Annotated in this window: 18 protein-coding genes and 1 pseudogene; 8 read left to right on the top strand and 11 right to left on the bottom strand. The window is 52.7% G+C overall.

Annotated features, from left to right (window positions below; all coding sequences use genetic code 11):
* Positions 1 to 24 precede the first annotated feature (24 nt).
* From DUE52_RS22975 to DUE52_RS22935, 9 genes are all read right to left on the bottom strand, one after another.
* Positions 25 to 993, bottom strand: a complete 969-nt coding sequence (locus DUE52_RS22975) for a GDP-mannose 4,6-dehydratase (protein ID WP_114408412.1) — start codon at positions 991 to 993, stop codon at positions 25 to 27.
* Between the two features lie 71 nt (positions 994 to 1,064).
* Entirely contained in the window at positions 1,065 to 1,310 is a 246-nt protein-coding gene (locus DUE52_RS22970) for an acyl carrier protein (RefSeq protein WP_114408411.1), read from the bottom strand.
* A 290-nt stretch (positions 1,311 to 1,600) separates the two neighbouring features.
* Entirely contained in the window at positions 1,601 to 4,747 is a 3,147-nt protein-coding gene (locus DUE52_RS22965; protein ID WP_114408410.1) for an efflux RND transporter permease subunit, read from the bottom strand.
* 126 nt (positions 4,748 to 4,873) lie between these two features.
* Entirely contained in the window at positions 4,874 to 5,923 is a 1,050-nt protein-coding gene (locus tag DUE52_RS22960) for an efflux RND transporter periplasmic adaptor subunit (protein WP_114408409.1), read from the bottom strand.
* A gap of 21 nt (positions 5,924 to 5,944) precedes the next feature.
* Positions 5,945 to 7,264 (bottom strand): TolC family protein, encoded by a 1,320-nt coding sequence (locus tag DUE52_RS22955; RefSeq protein WP_114408408.1) that lies wholly within the window; start codon positions 7,262 to 7,264, stop codon positions 5,945 to 5,947.
* A gap of 101 nt (positions 7,265 to 7,365) precedes the next feature.
* Positions 7,366 to 7,989: a TetR/AcrR family transcriptional regulator gene (locus tag DUE52_RS22950; protein WP_114408407.1), complete on the bottom strand. Its 624-nt coding sequence runs from the start codon at positions 7,987 to 7,989 to the stop codon at positions 7,366 to 7,368.
* A gap of 156 nt (positions 7,990 to 8,145) precedes the next feature.
* Positions 8,146 to 8,862: a methyltransferase family protein gene (locus DUE52_RS22945; RefSeq protein WP_114408406.1), complete on the bottom strand. Its 717-nt coding sequence runs from the start codon at positions 8,860 to 8,862 to the stop codon at positions 8,146 to 8,148.
* Positions 8,859 to 9,629 (bottom strand): carboxy-S-adenosyl-L-methionine synthase CmoA, encoded by a 771-nt coding sequence (cmoA, locus tag DUE52_RS22940; protein ID WP_114408405.1) that lies wholly within the window; start codon positions 9,627 to 9,629, stop codon positions 8,859 to 8,861. Before cmoA ends, DUE52_RS22945 begins: the two co-directional genes overlap by 4 nt.
* Before the next feature lie 92 nt (positions 9,630 to 9,721).
* Positions 9,722 to 10,345, bottom strand: coding sequence for a TetR/AcrR family transcriptional regulator (locus DUE52_RS22935; RefSeq protein WP_114408404.1), 624 nt, complete (start codon positions 10,343 to 10,345; stop codon positions 9,722 to 9,724).
* A gap of 246 nt (positions 10,346 to 10,591) precedes the next feature.
* Between DUE52_RS22935 and DUE52_RS22930 the strand changes: the two genes are divergently transcribed.
* From DUE52_RS22930 to kdpA, 6 genes are all read left to right on the top strand, one after another.
* On the top strand, positions 10,592 to 11,548 hold the full coding sequence (locus DUE52_RS22930) for an aldo/keto reductase (RefSeq protein WP_114408403.1): 957 nt from the start codon (positions 10,592 to 10,594) through the stop codon (positions 11,546 to 11,548).
* Positions 11,541 to 12,578, top strand: coding sequence for a zinc-binding alcohol dehydrogenase family protein (locus DUE52_RS22925; RefSeq protein ID WP_114408402.1), 1,038 nt, complete (start codon positions 11,541 to 11,543; stop codon positions 12,576 to 12,578). Before DUE52_RS22930 ends, DUE52_RS22925 begins: the two co-directional genes overlap by 8 nt.
* Positions 12,578 to 13,390, top strand: coding sequence for a sugar phosphate isomerase/epimerase family protein (locus tag DUE52_RS22920; RefSeq protein WP_114408401.1), 813 nt, complete (start codon positions 12,578 to 12,580; stop codon positions 13,388 to 13,390). The genes DUE52_RS22925 and DUE52_RS22920 overlap by 1 nt, the downstream gene beginning before the upstream one ends.
* Before the next feature lie 86 nt (positions 13,391 to 13,476).
* On the top strand, positions 13,477 to 13,818 hold the full coding sequence (locus DUE52_RS22915) for an L-rhamnose mutarotase (RefSeq protein ID WP_114408400.1): 342 nt from the start codon (positions 13,477 to 13,479) through the stop codon (positions 13,816 to 13,818).
* Between the two features lie 438 nt (positions 13,819 to 14,256).
* Positions 14,257 to 14,337, top strand: coding sequence for a potassium-transporting ATPase subunit F (locus DUE52_RS32970; RefSeq protein ID WP_114408399.1), 81 nt, complete (start codon positions 14,257 to 14,259; stop codon positions 14,335 to 14,337).
* Positions 14,338 to 14,348: 11 nt separating this feature from the next.
* A complete protein-coding gene (kdpA, locus tag DUE52_RS22905) occupies positions 14,349 to 16,064 on the top strand; it encodes a potassium-transporting ATPase subunit KdpA (protein ID WP_114408398.1) in 1,716 nt (571 codons plus the stop codon).
* On the opposite strand, the pseudogene DUE52_RS33220 reads toward kdpA, so the two are convergent.
* Positions 16,053 to 16,172, bottom strand: a pseudogene (locus DUE52_RS33220) (hypothetical protein); the annotation flags it as partial. The gene kdpA and the pseudogene DUE52_RS33220 overlap by 12 nt on opposite strands.
* A gap of 82 nt (positions 16,173 to 16,254) precedes the next feature.
* Positions 16,255 to 16,551, bottom strand: coding sequence for a hypothetical protein (locus DUE52_RS22900; protein WP_114408397.1), 297 nt, complete (start codon positions 16,549 to 16,551; stop codon positions 16,255 to 16,257).
* Between the two features lie 31 nt (positions 16,552 to 16,582).
* Here DUE52_RS22900 and kdpB point away from each other — a divergent pair, with 31 nt between their 5' ends.
* Together kdpB and DUE52_RS22890 are read left to right on the top strand one after the other, a co-directional pair.
* Complete coding sequence (gene kdpB / locus DUE52_RS22895) at positions 16,583 to 18,646, top strand: potassium-transporting ATPase subunit KdpB (protein WP_114408396.1); 2,064 nt, start codon at positions 16,583 to 16,585, stop codon at positions 18,644 to 18,646.
* 12 nt (positions 18,647 to 18,658) lie between these two features.
* On the top strand, positions 18,659 to 19,222 hold the full coding sequence (locus tag DUE52_RS22890) for a K(+)-transporting ATPase subunit C (RefSeq protein ID WP_114408395.1): 564 nt from the start codon (positions 18,659 to 18,661) through the stop codon (positions 19,220 to 19,222).
* The last annotated feature ends 212 nt before the right edge of the window (positions 19,223 to 19,434 follow it).

Below are 19,434 nucleotides of genomic sequence, written 5' to 3'. Positions count from 1 at the left end.
CTATCGACTTGACGGTGTGGTACTTTACTTTTCTTCCAGCAACGACGTATGTTCCGCCTGGAACCAGTTCACCATGCGCTGCAAGCCCTCCTCCAGCGAAACGCGCGGCTGGTAGCCCAGCAGATGGGCGGCTTTGGTCAGATCGGCAGCGGTTTGGCTAACGTCGCCGGGCTGCTCGGGCCGGTAATCGAGCCGGGCTTTGCGGCCGGTATACTGTTCGAGTTTCCGAACCAGATCGATCAGGGCAACGGGGCGGGCACCGCCCAGGTTGATGATTTCAAACCCGTTGACCCGTTCGATGGCCCGGACAATACCGGCTACGATGTCGTTCACGTAAGTATAATCGCGCAGGCTTTGTCCGTTGCCAAAAAGCTGAATCCGTTCGCCATCGAACAACCGCTGGATGAAGCGGGAAATCGCCATATCGGGCCGCTGGTTGGGGCCATAAACCGTAAAAAAACGCAGACAATAGGCATTCAGGCCGAAAAGCTGGTGGTAATTCTGAAGGAGCATCTCGCCGGTCCGCTTGGAAATGGCGTAGGGGGAGGCCAGTTCTTCAATCCGATCCGTTTCCCGAAACGGGATCTCGTTGCGCTCGCCGTAGACCGACGACGAGGAGGCAAACACGATTTTGCTGACCTTGAAATCCCGCATCGTTTGCAGCAGCGTTACCGTCCCGGTTACGTTGGTATCGAAATAAGAAGCCGGTTGTTGCAGCGACGGGCGCACCCCGGCCAGTCCGGCCAGATGCACCACCACGTCGATGGCGTAGGTGCCGAATAGCAAATGCAGAAAACTGGACTCCCGGATATCGCCTTCAAACAGGTAATAGCCCGGTCGGCCTTCGAAAGGGGCCACGTTCCGGCGTTTCAAAGCCGGGTCGTAGTTGGAACCAAAGTTGTCGACCGCCAGGACAATGTGCCCTTCATCGAGCAGTTTTTTAGTGAGATGGGTTCCAATAAAACCCGCTCCACCGGTTAAGAGAATGTTCATAGGTTTTCATCGACAATGGTAGACGACGGTAAGGTCTATACGTAAATCAAAATGGTGTGGTCAAGCAGGGTCTAGTCAAACTGCGTTTCCTGAGCCAGGTATTCTTTCAATTGACCAAACGTTTCGAGCTTCCACCATTCCTGATCCGGAATGCGAATGCCGAAATTGATTTCGACCTGTAGCAACAGGTCGGTAATGTCCAGCGAATCCAGCCCCAGATCTTTGCTAAAGTTGGTGTGATCCGTCAGTGCGGTTTGGTTAATGCCCATGCCGACGAGCAGGTCGTGCAGGCGGTTGTCAATTTGTTCAGCGATCATAATAAAAGTAGTTGTTAGTATGGCTTTTGCTTTCTGCCCCTAATCCCCTAAAGGGGACTTGGACACAGCTTAATTCGGATTCAAAAGTCCCCTTTAGGGCAGGGCTGTTAAGTTCTGCCCCGCTTTTGCCCCCCAGCCCCCTAAAGGGGGAGTTTTCTCGCGCTCCACGCTCCCCCTTTAGGGGGCTGGGGGGCAAAATAGTCGGCTTGAGTCGATTCTAATTTAAGAACTAACAGCCCTGCCCTTTAGGGGATTAGGGGCAGAAAGCGAAAGCCCTAATCAGTTTATGGTTAGTAAACAGCGGTTTCGGCCACTTTTTCAGTCGATTTGGTTTTGCTGAAGCGGTTTGAAAACCACTCCTGCGTCCGGTCGACGAGGTAATAGACCATCGGAACCAGAAAAACCGTCAGGATCATCGAACTGGTCAGCCCACCGATCAACACCCAGGCCAGGGAGTTTTTCCATTCCGAACCGGCACCGCTGGCGATCGCAATCGGAATCATCCCGATCACCATGGCGATGGTCGTCATCAGAATCGGACGCAGCCGTTCTTCTCCCGCGTGCAGAATCGCTTCCCGGTACGGAACGCCTTGAGCCTTCTGCTGATTGGCAAAGTCGACGATCAGAATGGCGTTCTTCACCACCAGACCAATCAGCATCAGCATCCCCAACAGGGCAAAAATCCCGATGTCCGACGAACTCAGCGCCAGGGCCAGCAAGGCACCCACCACCGCAACGGGAACCGACGTCAACACCACCAGCGGGTAGATAAAGCTGTCGTAGAGCAGCACCATGATAAAATATACCAGCATCAAACCGGCCAGCATCGCGATTCCGAGCGAACCGAAGCCTTCGCTCTGGTTCTTGGCGTCGCCACCCCAGCTAACGGTTACGCCAGCCGGCAGCGGATTTTTCGCCAGATCGGCCTGAATGATTGCCGTCAGCGTTCCCGAACCGGTGCCTAACACGTTGGCCGTTACGGTCACGGACGACCGGCGGTTTTTGCGTTCCAGCAGCGAAGGCCCGTTGCTCAGGCTCACGTTGGCAAACTCCGCCAGCCGAACCGTACGACCGGCCAGTGGACTCACAAAGTTGATGTTCTTGACATCGTCCGGGTTTTTCCGGTCAAACGCATCAAGCATGATGCGGATGTCGTAATCCTCACCACCGTCGCGGAATTTGGAGTCGTCGTTTCCGGCGAAGGCGTTCTGTAAGGTGGCTCCAACGGTTTGAATATCAAGCCCTAATTTGGCCATTTTCTCGCGGTCGATTTCCACGCGCACTTCGGGATTACCCAATTCGATGGACACGTTGACGTCGTTGGCTCCCGGTGTTTTCCGAATGCGGTTTCCCAGGTCATTGGCCGAAGCCAGTAGTTGGTCTATGTTATCGCCACTGAGGAAAATCTCGATGGGAGCCGTACCGGAATTGACTATACCGACCACCGAAGATTTGAACTCGATAGCGGGAAAACGCTGCTCCAGTTCTTTCCGCAGCGAAATCATATACGCTTCCGTGGGCTGGTGACCAGGCCGTTCGCTGGCTTCGGCCAGTTCAATCGTCAATTCACTCCGGTTGGTTTCACCCTGTCCGGTGCTGTTCAAACCGGTACTGGCCCCGGCTACGTTTGTGAAAATGCTGCGGACTTCCGGTTTTTTACGCAGGTAATCCTCAATCTGGCGGGTGGTCAGGTTGTTGTGTTGCAGCGACGCGCTTTTGTCGACTTTCATCGTCAGCAGGAATTTTCCCTGATCGCCCTCTGCCACAAACTGTGATCCGATGATTCCCAGACTCATCACCCAGCCAGTGAACACGAAGAGCGCAATCAGAATACCGGTGAAGGCCAGCTTGTGGGTCAGCACCCATTTCAGGCTGCCGTGGTACCAGTTGGTCAAACCCGTCAACCCTTTTTCAAACCAAAGCAGAAACGCCTGGAACGGGTTTTTCGGGTTCAGATGCTCCAGTTTCGCCAGCCGGGATGTCATCCAGGGCGTCAGCGTGAAACTGGCGACCAGACTGGTCATGGTGGCAAAAGCAACGGTCAGCGAGAATTGACGCAGCAGGTCGGCGATGACCGAATCCACGAACGTAATCGGCACGAACACCACCACAATCACCAGCGTGATGGCAACGGCGGCAAAACCGATTTCCTTCATGCCGTCGAGCGTTGCCTGCCAGCGGTCTTTGCCCATTTCAAGGTGTCGCTGGATGTTTTCCAGAACCACAATCGAGTCATCGACCAGAATCCCGATCACCAGCGACAGAGCCAGCAACGTCATCAAATTGAGCGAATAACCCATCACGAACATGAAGAGGAAAGCCGAAACCAGCGAGGCCGGAACCGATACCATCACAATGAAGGCATTCCGGAAGCTGTGCAAAAAGAGCAGCATCACGACGGCCACCAGCCCCACGGCCAGAATCAAGTCGTGCGTTACGGCTTCCACGGATTCGAGCGTGAACACGCTGCTGTCGTAGGCAATCGCAAAGTGAACCTTGTCTTTGGCGTTGTCTTTTTCGATCTGCGTCAGTTTTTCCTGCATCAACCGGCTGATTTCGACCGCGTTGGCGTCGGATTGTTTCTTGATGAACAAACCAATCCCGTTCTGTCCGTTGTAGCGGCTGATGCTGGAGGTTTCGGTCAAACCGTCGGTCACATTGGCGACATCACCCACCCGAATCGGGCTGCCGTCTTTCGGCGTTACAATTACCAGTTTCCGGATGTCGTCCAGCGAATTGAATTTGCCCGCCAACCGCAGCGTCATGTTTTCCGCCGTGTTTTTTACTTTTCCGGTCGGGAAATCGAGGTTGGCCTGGTTGATGGCCTGCGTGACTTGCAGGAGCGATAAACCGTAGTAGTTCAGCTTGTCATCGTCGACGTTGACGCGGATTTCCCGTTTTTCGCCCCCCACCATCGTAATTTCAGCCACCCCTTTGATTTGCTGCATCACTGGCAGGTACTTGTCTTCCATCTGCTGGTAGAATACTTCGTTCGGCAGGGAAGAGGTCGCCAGTAATTGCATGATGGGCTGATCGCTGGGCGAGATTTTCGACAGCGATGGGGTTTCTACATCGTCGGGCAAGTCGCTCACCATTTTGTTGATGGCCCGCTGGGCGTCTTCCAGCGCCTTATCGACATCGGTACCCGGTTTAAAACCGACGATAATGACGGAGGCATTCTCGAACGAATTGGCCTTTATGTCGTCGAGGTTATCGAGTCCGGAAATGGCGTCTTCCAGCTTTTTGCTGACTTCCGTTTCGACTTCCGATGGAGCCGCTCCGGGATAAACCGTGGTGATGGTGATGGTTGGTACCGAAAATTCCGGCAACAACTCATAACTCAACATCTGGTAGGAAAATATGCCGCCGATGGTCAATATCGCGAAGAGCACGATAATCATCGAGGGGCGCTTGATGATGGTTTCGAAGAAGTTCATTGAAAAGGAATTTTGAATTTTGACCGGGTCGCCGGAGCGATGATAGAATGAGTGAATGGAGGAACTGTCGCAAAACCGAGTCTATTATTCACTCATTCGCTCATTCTATCATTCACTCATTGAATCTCATTGTGCATTGACCAAAGTGCCGTTCTGGAGGTTGATCTGACCGCTGGTGACGACCTGATCGCCCGCTTTCAGGCCTTTTGTGATTTCGTAGTACTGGTTGGTGGTCGCACCAATTTCTACCGTTTTGAGAACCGCTTTGCCGTTTTCAATGACGTACACCTGAGGGGCTTTGGCGGATCCCATGATGGCCTGACGCGGCACCGACAGCGTTTGGGTCTTCAGTTTGTTCATGTTGGCAATGGAACCGTACATACCGGCTTTCAGCGGATTGGCCCCGGAGTTGCTCACCGTAATCTGAACCGGGTAGTTGTGGGCGGCATCGCCTTCGGAACCGATCATCGTCACGCGTCCCGTAAACCGGACGTTGGGGTATACCTCGGTTTCAATCGGCAGCGACTGGCCAACGCGGAACTGGTTGATGGCTTTTTCCGGTACATCGACCACCAGTTTCAGCGACGAAATGTCGGTGATTTTGGCAATCGGCGAACCGACGGAAACGACGGAGCCTTTTTCCACCATTTTCTGGGTTACGATGCCCGAGAAAGGAGCGGTGACGGTGGTGTTGGCGATCTGCTTTTTGAGTTGTTTGATCTGTGCTTCGGTGGCCCGGATGTTCAGTTGGGCCCGTTCGAGGTTAATGGCCGGCGTAGCATCGCCTTTCACCAGCGCTTCATACCGCCGAACGTCGTTCTGGTAGCCTTCCAGGGTCACTTGCAGGGCTTCGATCTGGTAGTGAAGCTGTTCGTCGTCCAGCTTGGCAATCAGGCGGTTTGCGCCAACCAGTTGGCCTTCTTCAATCGGCAACTGCGTGATTTGGCCACCGGCCTGGGGCCGGATTTCGACTTCGCGGTTGGGCAAAAACGAACCCAGGAACAGGGTTTCTTCCGACAGGTTGCGGAGTTCGGCGGATGCCGTCCGCACGCCCACTTTCAGGTCGGCGTCGGGTTTATAGACTTTGGCTTCTACTTTTTCTTTGTTGTCGAGGAGCGTCCAGGCAGTCAGGCCGAGGGTGCCAACGAGAACGAGTACAATGATGATGCGTTTCATGGTGTTAATAGGTTGTGTATGTTATGGATTGACAATGAGGTTTCCGGTTGCTTTTTTCCAGTCGAGTTCGGCCGACCGAAAGGCGACCAACGTGCTGAGGTAGGTGTTCTGGGCGTTGCGCAGCTCGTCTTCCGTCTGAATCACTTCGCTGATGCCGACCGTACCCTCCTTAAATTGAAGTTGTGTTTGGGTGTAGATTTTTTCGGCGAGTGTCACCTGCGCGCGGTTGGTGGTGAGGTTCCGTTGTTCCACCAGCAGTTTGTTTTGGGCGTTGGTCACGTCCATCGTAATCGACTCGCGGGTTTGCTGGAGCTGGGTTTCGAGCTTCTGGTTATCAAGTTTTTTCTGTGTCACTCTGGATTTGCGGGCCAGCCCGTCGAACACGTTCCAGTTCAGTTGCAGACCCACCCAATACCCCGGCACATTCTTGAGGTAGGAATTATCCCCGCCGATGGCATACACCGTACTGTTCGCAACGCCATAAGCCGAAACCGTGGGTAAAAAACCGGCTTTGATGTTTTGGAGATCCAGGGCGTTGAGGGCTTTCTGGCGGTCGAGCAGCAGCAGATCCGTGCGGTTGATGGCGGGGGCTTCGAAAGTCACTGTCGGCGTTGTTTCATCGATCTGGGTCAACACCGCCAGCGGCTCGCTTTGCGGGGTACCGGTCAGGTATTTCAGCAGGTTCAGCAGTTGGTTGTAGGTTGCCTGCAATGATTCGATCTGCGTTTCCGATGCGGTTTTGCTCAACCGCAGCCGGTCGACATCCACGCCTTTCGCCAGTTGGTTCTGCCGCTGCAGATCCGTAATCTGGATCATCTTGTCGGACGAAACGATGTTCCGGCGCAGAAAAGCCATTTGCTGGGCCGTCGTTTGCAGGTTGTAATAGGTGGCGGCTACGTTGTAGGCGACATCTTCTTTCACCTGCCGGGTTTGCAGTGCCGACACTTCGCGGCTGGTTTTGGCGGCCTTCAACCCGATCATGACCGACGGATTATACAACGCCTGGGAAGCCTGCACCGAAGTGGAAAGATTGTAGGGAAGTCCGAAAGCCAACACGGAATAGGTGCCTTCAGGGCCACCGAATGCCGAAGTGGGAACAACCTGTCCCGGAATTTTCAGATACCGTTTGTAATCACCGGTCAGGTTGACGGAGGGTCTTGCCCCGGCTTTTACTTCGGCAATGCGGGCTTCCGTTTTGGTTTCGTCAAACTGGGCCGACTGCACGCTGAGGTTGCTGGTGAGGGCCTTGTCGATCAGTTGTTGGAGCGTAAGGTCTTGAGCCTGAGTGAGCGTGCTGGTGAAAGCGAGTATCAGGCCGAGATACCATGGTGTACGTTTCATGTCAAAAATTGTAAGTAAAGCGGATTGTGGACTAAAAACAGGATTTTCGGACGATTAAATTGTTTGATTTAATCAGTTGATTAAATTTGGTGCAAAAAAAATCAGGTAACCGATTCAGGCTTAAAAAGATACTCGCAGATCATGTCTTTGACGTATTCCATGTGGCGGGTGGCAAAGGCGTTAAAACCCGCTTCGTCCAGTCCCTGGGCCAGCATCGTCATCGGTTTGGACACAAACAGAAACTGGATGTTGGCAATGATCATCGTCAGGATATGATCCGAATCGATCGGGGTAATGATCCCCTGCGCAATGGCATCTTCGATCTGCTGGTGAAAAATCGATTCCGGAACCTGTTTGGCCATCCCGAGCGTTCCGTACAGCCTTTCCGGATTCAGGCGTAGCTCGTTCATGATGAAAATGGTCAGATTCGGATTCTGCATCATCATCTGAAACTGGTGATCCATCAGTTTCGATATTTTATCGCGCAGACTGATGGGCTGGTTGATCAGTTCGAGCATGCCCTCGAACATCAGCGTGCAAACGTCATTGAAAATCGACTGAAACAGCTTCTCTTTGCTGCGGAAATAATAGTTCATCAGCGCACTGTTGATGCCGGCTGCACTGGCAATATCCCGCGTCGTCGTACCATCAAAGCCCTTTTCAAGAAACACGGTTTTGGCCGCTTCCTTGATGCGTTCTTCGGTTGTGTCAGTGAGGCATTTCATGGTGTTGGTAGAATGACGGGTCAAAGGTAAAATCCCGAAATCGAATAAGCAAACATTTTAATCAAAAAATTTAATCAATTGATCAAAACGATTGATTAGCGGTTTTTGATCTCCTTAAGCGGTTTTTTAACAGGTTTGAATCGTACCCATAGCGGGCTAGGCCTGCATCCGGCCGGATTTTTTCAAATACCGCACAAACAGATACAGCACCAGCCATAGGGCCAAAAGAAAACCCAACAGGGTATACCGGTGATCGGACTGGAATAAAACGGGGTACCTCAGAAACAGAATGAGGGTGATACCGGTGAGCCAGACATACTGGGTATTGTATTCTTTCAGCACCCACCGCACCCAGTTGAATTGCATACTGGAAAAGGTTTGTCCGATGCCGCGCAGATCCGGAATCCAGCGGTTGACCTGGTGCGAATATTGATCGAATGCGGTGCCAAATTTGTTGCGCAGAAAAGTCTCTTCGGCAATGACGATGGCCTGGTAGATGAACAGAAAAAGCGGCATGAAAACACCCGTGAACAGCAGCGAATTGGCCAGAATGCCAACGCCCAGCAACATCAGGACATTGCCCACATAGAGCGGATTCCGGCAGTGGTTGAAGATCCCCTGCGTCACCAGCGTTTCGGCGTAGACCTTTTTGTCCTTTCCACCCCGGACGATGTACGCCAGCCCGATGGTGGCCCCCCGGATGAGCTGACCACTGACCGTAATCAACAGACCCAAACCGATGGGCCAGACATAAAACGAGGGGCCGAAAACCGCCGGCGAAAAAATCGGGGGCGACGGAATAAACAGGGCTAAATACAGAAAAATAAAAATCAGATTCCGGTATTTGAAGAAGAAGTTTCCGATTCCAATCATGATGCTGCCTGGTTTTTTACCGCGATGATGCCGGCGAAATTATACCATTGAAAAAAAGTTTCGACGTGTGAAAAGCCCGTTTCCTGCAACAGAAGGCGGTTTTCCGACAGTTTGTAAGGAATCAGAACGTTTTCCAGGGCTTCCCGTTTCTGGGCAATTTCCAGGTCGCTGTAGTGTTGTCGGCGTTTGTAGTCGTAGTAATAGGTGATGTAGTCGCGGTTAAACTGGTGGTCTTCCGTGAGGATTTTTTCCACCAGGATCAGCGCACCCCCCGGCACGAGACCGTCGAATATTTTCTTCAGAACCTTCTGCCGGTGAATCGGGCGGATGAACTGGAGCGTCAGACACAGCACCACCACCGACGCATTGCCGATGGCAACATCCTGCTGAATATCACCCGCCAGAAGCTCATAAGGACGGGAAATGCCGAGTTCCTGGAGTTTTACCTCACATTTTTTCAGCATTTCCGCCGAATCATCGATGCCGATGAAGCGAATGTCGTTGGGAATCCGGCGGTTCATGTTGATGAGCGTCGTGCCGGTCGAACAGCCCAGGTCGTAGACATCGGTGCCGGGCTGGGTATAATCGACCGCCAGTTCACCGATCATCCGCTGAATTTCTTCGTAGAACGGAACCGACCGGTTGACCATGTCGTCGAAAACATTCGCAACGGTTTGTCCAAACTTAAAATCGGATACTTTACTGATTTCTTCCTTAAAAACGGTGTCGTGCCTGAACGCCTGTAGATGAGTATTGGCCTGTGTCATGTCATTGGGTAATTAAGCCATTGATTGAAGAAAATTTCATGAGTGATTAAATCGACCGGTTTAATCATCTGATTAAGGCGCGAACAAAAAAATTACGAACTCAGTTCGGGTTTGAAAAGATAATCGCAGATCATGTCCTTGACGTATTCCATGTGGCGGGTGGCAAAGGCATTGAAACCCGCTTCGTCCAGCCCCTGGGCCAGCATCGTCATCGGTTTGGACACAAACAGAAACTGGATGTTGGCAATGATCATCGTCATGATGTGGTGCGAATCGATCGGGGTGATGATCCCCTGCGCAATGGCGTCTTCAATCTGCTGGTGGAAAATCGATTCCGGTATCTTTTTAGCCATGCCAACGGTGGCATACAGCCGTTCCGGATTCCGGTGCAGTTCATTCATGATGAAGATGGTCAGATTCGGATTCTGCATCATCATCTGAAACTGGTGATCCATCAGTTTCGATATTTTATCGCGCAGACTGATGGGCCGATTGACCAGATCGAGCATACCCTCGAACATCAGCGTACACATGTCATTGAAAATCGACTGAAACAGCTTCTCTTTGCTGCGGAAATAATAGTTCATCAGCGCACTGTTGATGCCAGCCACCTTGGCAATATCCCGCGTCGTCGTACCATCAAAGCCCTTTTCAAGAAACACGGTTTTGGCCGCTTCCTTGATGCGTTCTTCGGTTGATTCTGAGATGCACTTCATTGTCCTGTTGATTAGTGGTTCAAATGTAGACTCTGTAAAACTAACAAACAAATACGTTAATCAAAAAGTTTAATCAATTGATTAAAAAAAGGGTGCTCAAATGAAAACCGCCTGACCAGGGGCTATTTCGGGGAATATAAAAGTAGAAATAGGGCCTTCAGGACTTAAAGAAGCTGGATTCGAATCGTTTTGAACGGTTTTAAGAACAAGTACCCATTTTGGGAAGAGTGGTTCGTAAAAGTAACTATGGAATATCGTAAACTGGGTAAAACTGATTTAACCGTCTCGCTTCTGAGTTTCGGGGCGTCGCCATTGGGCAATGTTTTTGATGAAACAAACGAGGAAGAGGGATTTCGGGCCGTTCACGCGGCCATCGACCACGGGATTAATTTTTTCGACGTTGCCCCGTTTTACGGCGACACCCTGGCCGAAACCCGCCTGGGAAAAGCCCTGAAAATGAAACGGAATTCGGTTTTTCTGGCCACAAAATGCGGTCGCTACGGCAATGGCGTGTTCGATTTTTCGTACGACCGCATCCTGCGCAGCATCGATGAATCGCTGGAACGGCTGCAAACGGATTACGTCGATTTGCTGACGGTTCACGACATTGAGTTTGGCGACCACGATCAGGTGATCCGGGAAGCGTTTCCGGCGGTGCAGAAAATAAAGGAGAGCGGGAAAGCCCGGCACATCGGATTTTCGGGTCTGCCGGTTCGATATCTGGCAAAAGTCGCCCGCGAGGTCGAGGTTGATACGGTCTTGTCGTGGGGCCATTACACGCTGCTTGCCGACGAAATCAACGACGAACTGGTGCCGCTTTCGCAGGAAAAAGGATTTGGTTTGCTGAATGCGGCCCCGCTCATGCAGCGGATTCTGTCGGATGCGCCGATTCCGGCCTGGCAAAGCTCCCCGCAAGCCGTGAAAGATTTGCAGCCGAAACTCCTGGCCCTTTGCCGGGAATACGGTTTGGCACTGAGCGATGTAGCCTTGAAATACGCGGTCAGCCATCCGGTGATTGCCACGACCATCGTGGGCATGTCGGAGCAGCGGCAACTGGAACAGAACATCCGGGCACTCGGGTTGACGATTCCCGATGAACTCCTGCACAAGATCGAAACGCTGGTAGCACCGGTTAAAAATCAGCTATGGTTTGAGGGAAAACCGGAAAACAACCTTCCAAAGCCCACTTTTCAACATGACTAATCAACGCGCCTTGGTGCTGGTCGAGCCCGGAAAAACGGAAGTTCGGGCCATTGAAATACCGGATTTTGGGCCGGAAGACGTTCTGTTACAGGTCAATATGGTCGGCTTCTGCGGGGGCGACCTGAACGGTTTTCGCGGGTTGTTCGAGTTGCAGGAATACCCGAATGTGCTGGGCCATGAAGTGGGAGCCACCATTCTGGAAACCGGCCACCAGGTTCCCGACGCATTCAAACCAGGCATGAAAGTGACGCTCAATCCCTATTTGAACTGCGGCCATTGCGTTTCGTGCCGGAAAGGCCGACCGAATGCCTGTCAGGATAACAAGACGATGGGCGTCCGTCGTCCGGGGGCCATGACCCGGTTTATCAGCGTGCCATATCAGAAATTACATTCGTCTTCGGCCTTGTCGGTCAGGGAGTTGGCGTTGGTGGAACCGCTGACGGTCGGTTTTCACGCGGCTGCGCGGGGGCGGGTTTCGGCGGGTGAGAAAGTGGCCGTGATCGGTTGCGGAATCGTCGGGATGGGCGCTATTGCGGCTTCGGTTCACCGGGGAGCCGAGGTGATTGCCATCGACATCGACGATTCCAAAATGCGGATTGCCAAACTGGCCGGTGCGGCCCATACCATCAACACCACGAAAGTCGATTTGCACGAAGCTCTGATGGAAATCACCGACGGCGATGGCCCGGATGTGATCATCGAAGCGGTGGGCAATGCGATGACGTATCGCGCGGCCGTGGAAGAGGTGGCCTATACCGGACGAGTCGTGTACATCGGCTACGCCAAAAAACCGGTCGATTACAATACCGGTACGTTTGTCCGGAAAGAAATTGAGATTCTGGGTTCCCGCAACTGCCTCGGCGATTTTCCGGATGTGATTGCGTACCTGGAAGCGGGTAAATTTCCGGTCGATGCCGTCGTTAGCCGGGTGGTGTCGCTGGACGAAGCCGGTGCTGCCCTGGCCGACTGGTCGGAAAATCCGGGGCCGATTACGAAAATTATGGTTGATTTTGATAACAGTGTGAATTGATGAAATCCTGCGTCACCATTGCCCTGGTTCCAACGATCAAAACCGGCCCCTGGATTTACTGGCACGATCTGCCAACGAGCATGGCCAAAGCCGCGGATCTGGGATTCGATGCCGTCGAACTGTTCACGCCTTCGGCAGATGCGATCCATCCGGACCGGCTGGCGGCTTTGGCCGCTGAGTTCGGACTGGACATTGCCGCCGTCGGCACCGGGGCCGGGAAAGTGCTGCACGGCCTGACGCTGACCGACCCCGATCCGGCGGTTCGATCAAAAGCCGTCGCGTTCATTTCGGACATGATGGCCTTTGGTGCCCGCTTTAACGCTCCGGCCATTATCGGGTCGATGCAGGGCAACGCGGTTCCGGGTGTTGAAAAAGAACAGGCACTGGCCTGGCTGGCCGAAGGGTTGAACGTGCTGGGGAAACGAGCGGAGGAGCAAGATGTCAACTTGATTTACGAACCGCTAAACCGCTACGAAACCAACCTGATCAACCAGCTTGAAACCGGCGTTACCTTCCTGAAATCGCTGGAAACCCAGCGTGTGGTGCTGCTGGCCGATTTATTCCACATGAACATCGAAGAAGTGTCGCTGGCGGACAGCATCCGGTCGGCTGGTTCATACATCGGCCACGTCCATTTTGCCGACAGCAACCGCCGACCGATCGGCGGGGGGCATACCAGCATGAGAGAGGTAGCTGCGGCTTTAAAAGAAATTGATTACCAGGGATATATCTCCGCCGAAGCGTTTCCCTGGCCCGATCCCGATGAGGCCGCAAAGCAAACGATGACGGCTTTTAAACAGTATTTTACTTAGTATACGGTTTACGGTTTTTGGTTTACGGTAGTCGGCATGCGTCAGCTACCGTAAACCAAAAACCGTAAACTGAAAACCATAGAACCATGCAACGATTTTGCCTCGCCCTCGACCTGAAAGATGACCCCGAATTGATCGCCGAATACGAACAGTGGCACGCCAAAGGCAGCGGCTGGGCGGAAGTCCGGGCGAATGACCTGGCATCCGGCATTCTGGATCTGCAAATTTACCGCACCGGAAACCGCATGGTCATGATTCTGGAAACAGACGATGATTTTACCTTCGAAAAGAAAGCCGCGCTGGATGCGGTCAACCCGCACGTTCAGCGGTGGGAGGAACTGATGTGGAAATTTCAGGAGCCGCTGCCCTGGGCCAAAGAAGGCCAGAAGTGGATTTTAATGGATCAGATTTTCCAGTTTGAGAAATAAGCACATCAGTTGACACTTGCTTTTATTCAGGTAAATCTTTCTCTCGTTGAAAGATTTACCTGAATAAAAGCAAGTATTGATTCCTACCCACTGTCAATTCCTCTCACCAATTTTAGGTTCATTGGATCATACAACTTCCCTGATCCCGCAGCCTATTAATCCTTCCCGTTCTGAAAAATAATCACACCATTTTGGTAGGGTTTGTTTTTCTGTGTTCTACCCTACAAAACTATTTATAGGGGTTAAGTATTTGTATATCAGGTGTTTGATTTGTGATAGTTTGCTTGTTAAACCCCCGGACTCCTTTTTGCCAACGGATTAGCAACACTAACTAATCAACGCATGGCCACGCTTCTTCTGCTCGTCGTTACCGCACTCCTGAGCTTCGTCCTATTTTACAAAACCATCGAATGGTTTGAGAAAATCTAATCGTACCCCATGATCACGCTTGTTTTTATTGCCGCACTGCTGGTTTTCGCGTACATGCTGTACGTGCTGATTAAACCGGAAAAATTTTAACCCATACAACCATGTTAACGGAATGGATCGGTGTAGTGGTCATGTACGGACTGACGGTCCTGCTGGCCATCCCGCTCGGCAAGTATCTTGCTAAGGTTTTTAAAGGAGCGCCTAATGCGCTTGATTTTATGGCTCCGCTGGAGCGATTGATTTACCGGTTGGGCGGCATTGACCCCAATCGGGATATGCACTGGAAAGAAAACCTGGTGGCCCTGCTGACGATCAACGCCGTCTGGCTGGTGTACGCATTCGTGATGTTGCTGAACCAGGGGAGCCTTCCGCTCAATCCCGACGGCAACCCGTCGCAAACCCCGGATCTGGCGTTCAATACCGCCATTAGTTTTTTGGTGAATTGTGACTTGCAACATTATTCGGGGGAGACGGGCCTGACCTACCTGACTCAGATCGGTGTCATCCTGTTCCTGATGTTCGTTTCGGCGGCCACCGGAATTGCCGCAGCGGTTTTGCTGTTTCGCTCCTTCATGCCCCAAAGCGTTGAAACCGTCGGCAACTTTTACGTGCTTTTTACCAAGGCCATCACCCGGGTATTGTTACCGGGATCGCTGATTGTCGCCCTGATTCTGGCGTTCAACGGCACCCCGGCTTCGTTCGATGGCAAAGACACAATTGTTACCTTGCAGGGCGATACCGTGGGTGTTTCGCGGGGTCCGGCGGCTGCTGTGATCGCCATTAAACACTTGGGAACCAACGGGGGCGGTTATTTCGGCGCGAACTCGGCGCACCCGCTGGAAAACCCCAACTACCTGACCAACATGGTCGAAATGATCGCGCAGGTGCTGATTCCGATCGCGATGATTTTTGCGATGGGGTTCTACATCAACCGCCGGAAATTCGCCTGGGTTGTCTATAGCGTCATGACGATCGGGATGCTTTGTCTGCTTATTCCCACGATTAGTTCGGAACTGGGCGGCAACCCGGCCATTGCCCGGATGGGCATATCGCAACTGACGGGCGCGATGGAAGGCAAGGAAGTTCGGTTTGGTGCCCTGGCGTCAGGCTACTGGAGCATTGTAACCACGATCATTTCCACCGGTTCGGTCAATTCGATGCACGACAGTTCGATGGCGCTTTCGGGCGCGATGCAACTGCTGGGCATGATGGTCAACGCATTCTACGGCGGGGTCGGCGCGGGTTTGCTCAACTTTTACTACTTCCTGATCATTACGGTTTTTGTGTCGGGGCTGATGGTGGGCCGGACGCCCGAACTGTTTGGCCGGAAGGTCGAAGCGCGGGAGATCAAGATTGCCTCCATCGTGGCCCTGATGAGCGCACTGCTGGTCAAAGGCGGAACGGCGTTGGGCGCCTGGATTTTTATGAAGTACGGCGCGGCTGAATGGGCCGTTCAGCCCTCGGCCTGGCTCAACAACCCCGGTTTTCACGGTTTTTCGGAGATTCTCTACGAATTCACATCGGCCAACGCCAACAACGGGTCGGGTTTCGAAGGGCTGGGTGACAACAATTTCTTCTGGAATTATTCAACGGGTATTGTGCTGTTGCTGGGGCGGTTTTTGCCGATCATTGGCCCGGTTGCAATTGCCGGTTTGCTGGCGAAGAAGAAATACGTCCCCGAATCGTCGGGAACCCTGCCGGTCGATACGCCCACGTTCGGACTGATGATTTTCGCCGTCATTTTCATCATCACCGCGCTGTCGTTCTTCCCGGCCTTGGCGCTGGGGCCGCTGGCGGAGTATTTTTCACTGCGATGACAATTGATCGGCGATGTGCTGAAGCACTTTCTCCAACGTCATCGGTTCCGAAGGTTGAATGTTTTCTTCAGAACCAACATGTTGGTGATGGGGAGAAGTTGCCAGATCGGGGTAATTGTCGTCTGTCGTTGGAAAATTCTGTTTTCGTCGACGGAGGCAATCAGTTTGTCAAAAGGAGAGAGATCGATGGTCATGCCGTAAGCCGGGCAAGTCGTTTTTCAACGACACGAATCACTTCAAGTTCGGCACGCCAGTCCATTATATCATCTTCGCGTTCAAACAAACCAAATTGAGTGAGGTCATGAAAACGTTTGTCAAACTCCAGGTAAGTCATACTGTATTTAGTCTCGAACTGAGCTACCTCATCCAAACTTTTTTTTAACTCCTGAAGCAATTCTTCACGAGCCTTCTGAATCGCATAATCAGCCATTGAGGTATAACCCATTTCCTGAAATGTATTTTCTAAGGTGGCTTGTTGAACAGTCATAACACAAGACATTTTTTTCAAAGATAACATTATGGCACAGCCAAAACAATCCTCCCTCTTTCAACGCGAACTCGTTGGAAAAGCCATTCGGGAGTCGTTTATTAAATTAAATCCGGCGGTTCTGGTGAAGAACCCGGTCATGTTCACGGTCGAAATCGGCACGCTGATTATGGTGCTGGTCACGGCTTACATCGCTCTGTCGGGCGATACGTCGCAGGGAACACTGGGCTACAACCTGGTCATCACCCTGATTCTGCTGATCACCGTCCTCTTTGCCAACTTCGCCGAAGCCATTGCCGAAGCGCGGGGGAAAGCGCAGGCCGAATCGCTGCGGAAAACCCGGCAGGAAACCCCCGCCAAAGTGATTCGCGCCGTGGGGAATAGGCAGGTCAATGAAGTTCAGACCATTCCGTCGTCACAACTGGTGAAGGGCGATGTGTTCGTCTGCGAAACCGGCGACATCATTCCGTCCGACGGTGAGATCATCGAGGGGCTGGCAACCATTGACGAGTCGGCCATTACGGGCGAATCGGCCCCGGTGATTCGCGAAGCCGGTGGGGATAAATCATCCGTAACCGGTGGTACGAAAGTATTGTCTGACCGGATTAAAGTGCAGGTGACCACCCAGCCCGGCGAATCGTTTCTGGACAAAATGATTGCACTCGTGGAAGGAGCCAGTCGCCAGAAAACACCGAACGAAATTGCGCTGACGATTCTGCTGGCCGGTTTTACGCTGATTTTCATCATCGTCTGCGTCGCCCTGAAACCGTTTGCCGATTACGCCAATACGCCGATCACGATTGCGGCCTTGATTTCGCTGTTTGTCTGTCTGATTCCAACCACCATTGGCGGTTTGCTGTCGGCCATCGGAATTGCCGGGATGGACCGGGCGCTGCGGGCCAACGTGATTGCCAAGTCGGGCCGGGCTGTCGAAACGGCGGGCGACATCGATACACTGCTGCTCGACAAAACCGGAACAATTACGATTGGAAACCGGAAAGCCACCCATTTTTATCCCGCGCCGGGCGTCTCCAAAACCGACATGATCCGATCCAGCGCACTGAGTTCCCTGGCCGACGAAACGCCGGAAGGCAAGTCGATTGTGGAACTGGCGGGAACGGAGGTCACACGAAACCTGAGCACGACCGGCGCGACGCTGATCAAGTTCACGGCCGAAACCCGTTCGTCGGGGATCGACCTGCCGGATCGCAGCAACGGTCTGGTTCGGATTCGCAAAGGCGCGACTGATTCCATTCGGAACATGGTCACGCGGGCCGGTCATGCCTTTCCGGCCGAAACCGAAGAGCAGGCCAAGAAGATTGCCGCAAACGGTGGAACGCCTTTGGTCGTGTCACAAAACGAAACCGTCATGGGGGTGATCGAACTACAGGACATTATCAAACCGGGTATTGCCGAACGCTTCGACCGGCTGCGGAAAATGGGCGTCAAAACCGTGATGGTGACGGGTGATAATCCGCTGACAGCCAAGTTTATCGCCGAAAAGGCGGGTGTCGATGACTACATCGCCGAAGCTAAACCGGAAGATAAAATGAACTATATCCGCAACGAGCAAACCGGCGGTAAGCTGGTGGCGATGATGGGCGACGGCACCAACGATGCCCCCGCCCTGGCCCAGGCCGACGTGGGTGTGGCCATGAACAGCGGCACCCAAGCCGCCAAAGAAGCCGGCAATATGGTCGATCTGGACAACGACCCGACGAAGCTGATCGAGGTCGTGGAGATTGGCAAACAGTTGCTCATCACCCGCGGAACGTTGACGACGTTTTCGATTGCCAACGACGTCGCCAAGTATTTTGCCATCGTTCCGGCGCTTTTTACGGTTTCGATACCGGCCTTGCAGAGCCTGAATATCATGCGGCTGCACAGCGCGGAGTCGGCCATTCTGTCGGCGGTTATTTTCAACGCCATCATCATTCCGATGCTGATTCCGCTCGCGTTGCGGGGTGTTGAATACAAACCGATCGGTGCCAGTGCGTTGCTCCGCCGGAATCTGTTCATCTACGGTTTTGGCGGGCTCATCGCTCCGTTTATCGGCATCAAAGCTTTGGATTTAGTAGTCGGTTTATTCGTCTAATCAAACACAATCATGAAAACTCATCTCTCCCCGGCCCTACGACTGACCCTCGTCATGCTGGTTTTGTTAGCGATCATTTATCCCTTGCTCGTGGCCGGTATTTCCCGGTTGGCACCGGGCGGTGGCCAGGGTGAAACCGTTGTTGTCAACGGGAAAGTGGTTGGGTACTCCCGGATCGGTCAGGCGTTTACCGAAGACCGGTATTTCAACAGCCGTCCGTCGGCGGTGGAGTATAATGCCGCCGGTTCGGCGGGTTCCAACAAAGGCCCGAGTAATCCGGATTATCTGACAACCGTTCAGGCGCGGATCGATACGTTTCTGGTGCATAATCCGGGTGTTCAGAAAGCCGACATTCCGGCCGAACTGGTGACGGCTTCCGGCTCCGGTCTTGATCCGGATCTGTCGCCTGTAGCGGCCAGAATTCAGGTGGCGCGCATTGCCAACGTGCGTGGGATTTCCGTTGAAAAGTTGAATCAACTGGTTGATAGTCACACCGAAGGCCCGTTGTTAGGATTATTCGGCCCCGCCAGAGTGAATGTATTGCGTCTGAATGTCAGTTTGGACGAATTGAAATAAATGTATCCACAGACTAAAGTTGTGGATACGACTGAGTACAACAAAACTGCGGTACGTATAAAAACCGCGAATAACCATGATACGACTTACGTCTAATAATTCTGTTATACTTTCGCTTTTGCCCCTAAATCCCCTGCAGGGGACTTGGACGCGCCCCCTCCAGATGCTAAAAGTCCCCTGCAGGGGATTTAGGGGCGAAAAGCGAAAGTCCT

Source organism: Larkinella punicea (genome assembly GCF_003334855.1).
Classification (GTDB): domain Bacteria; phylum Bacteroidota; class Bacteroidia; order Cytophagales; family Spirosomataceae; genus Larkinella; species Larkinella punicea.
This window is presented reverse-complemented; position numbering and strand designations above follow the sequence as displayed.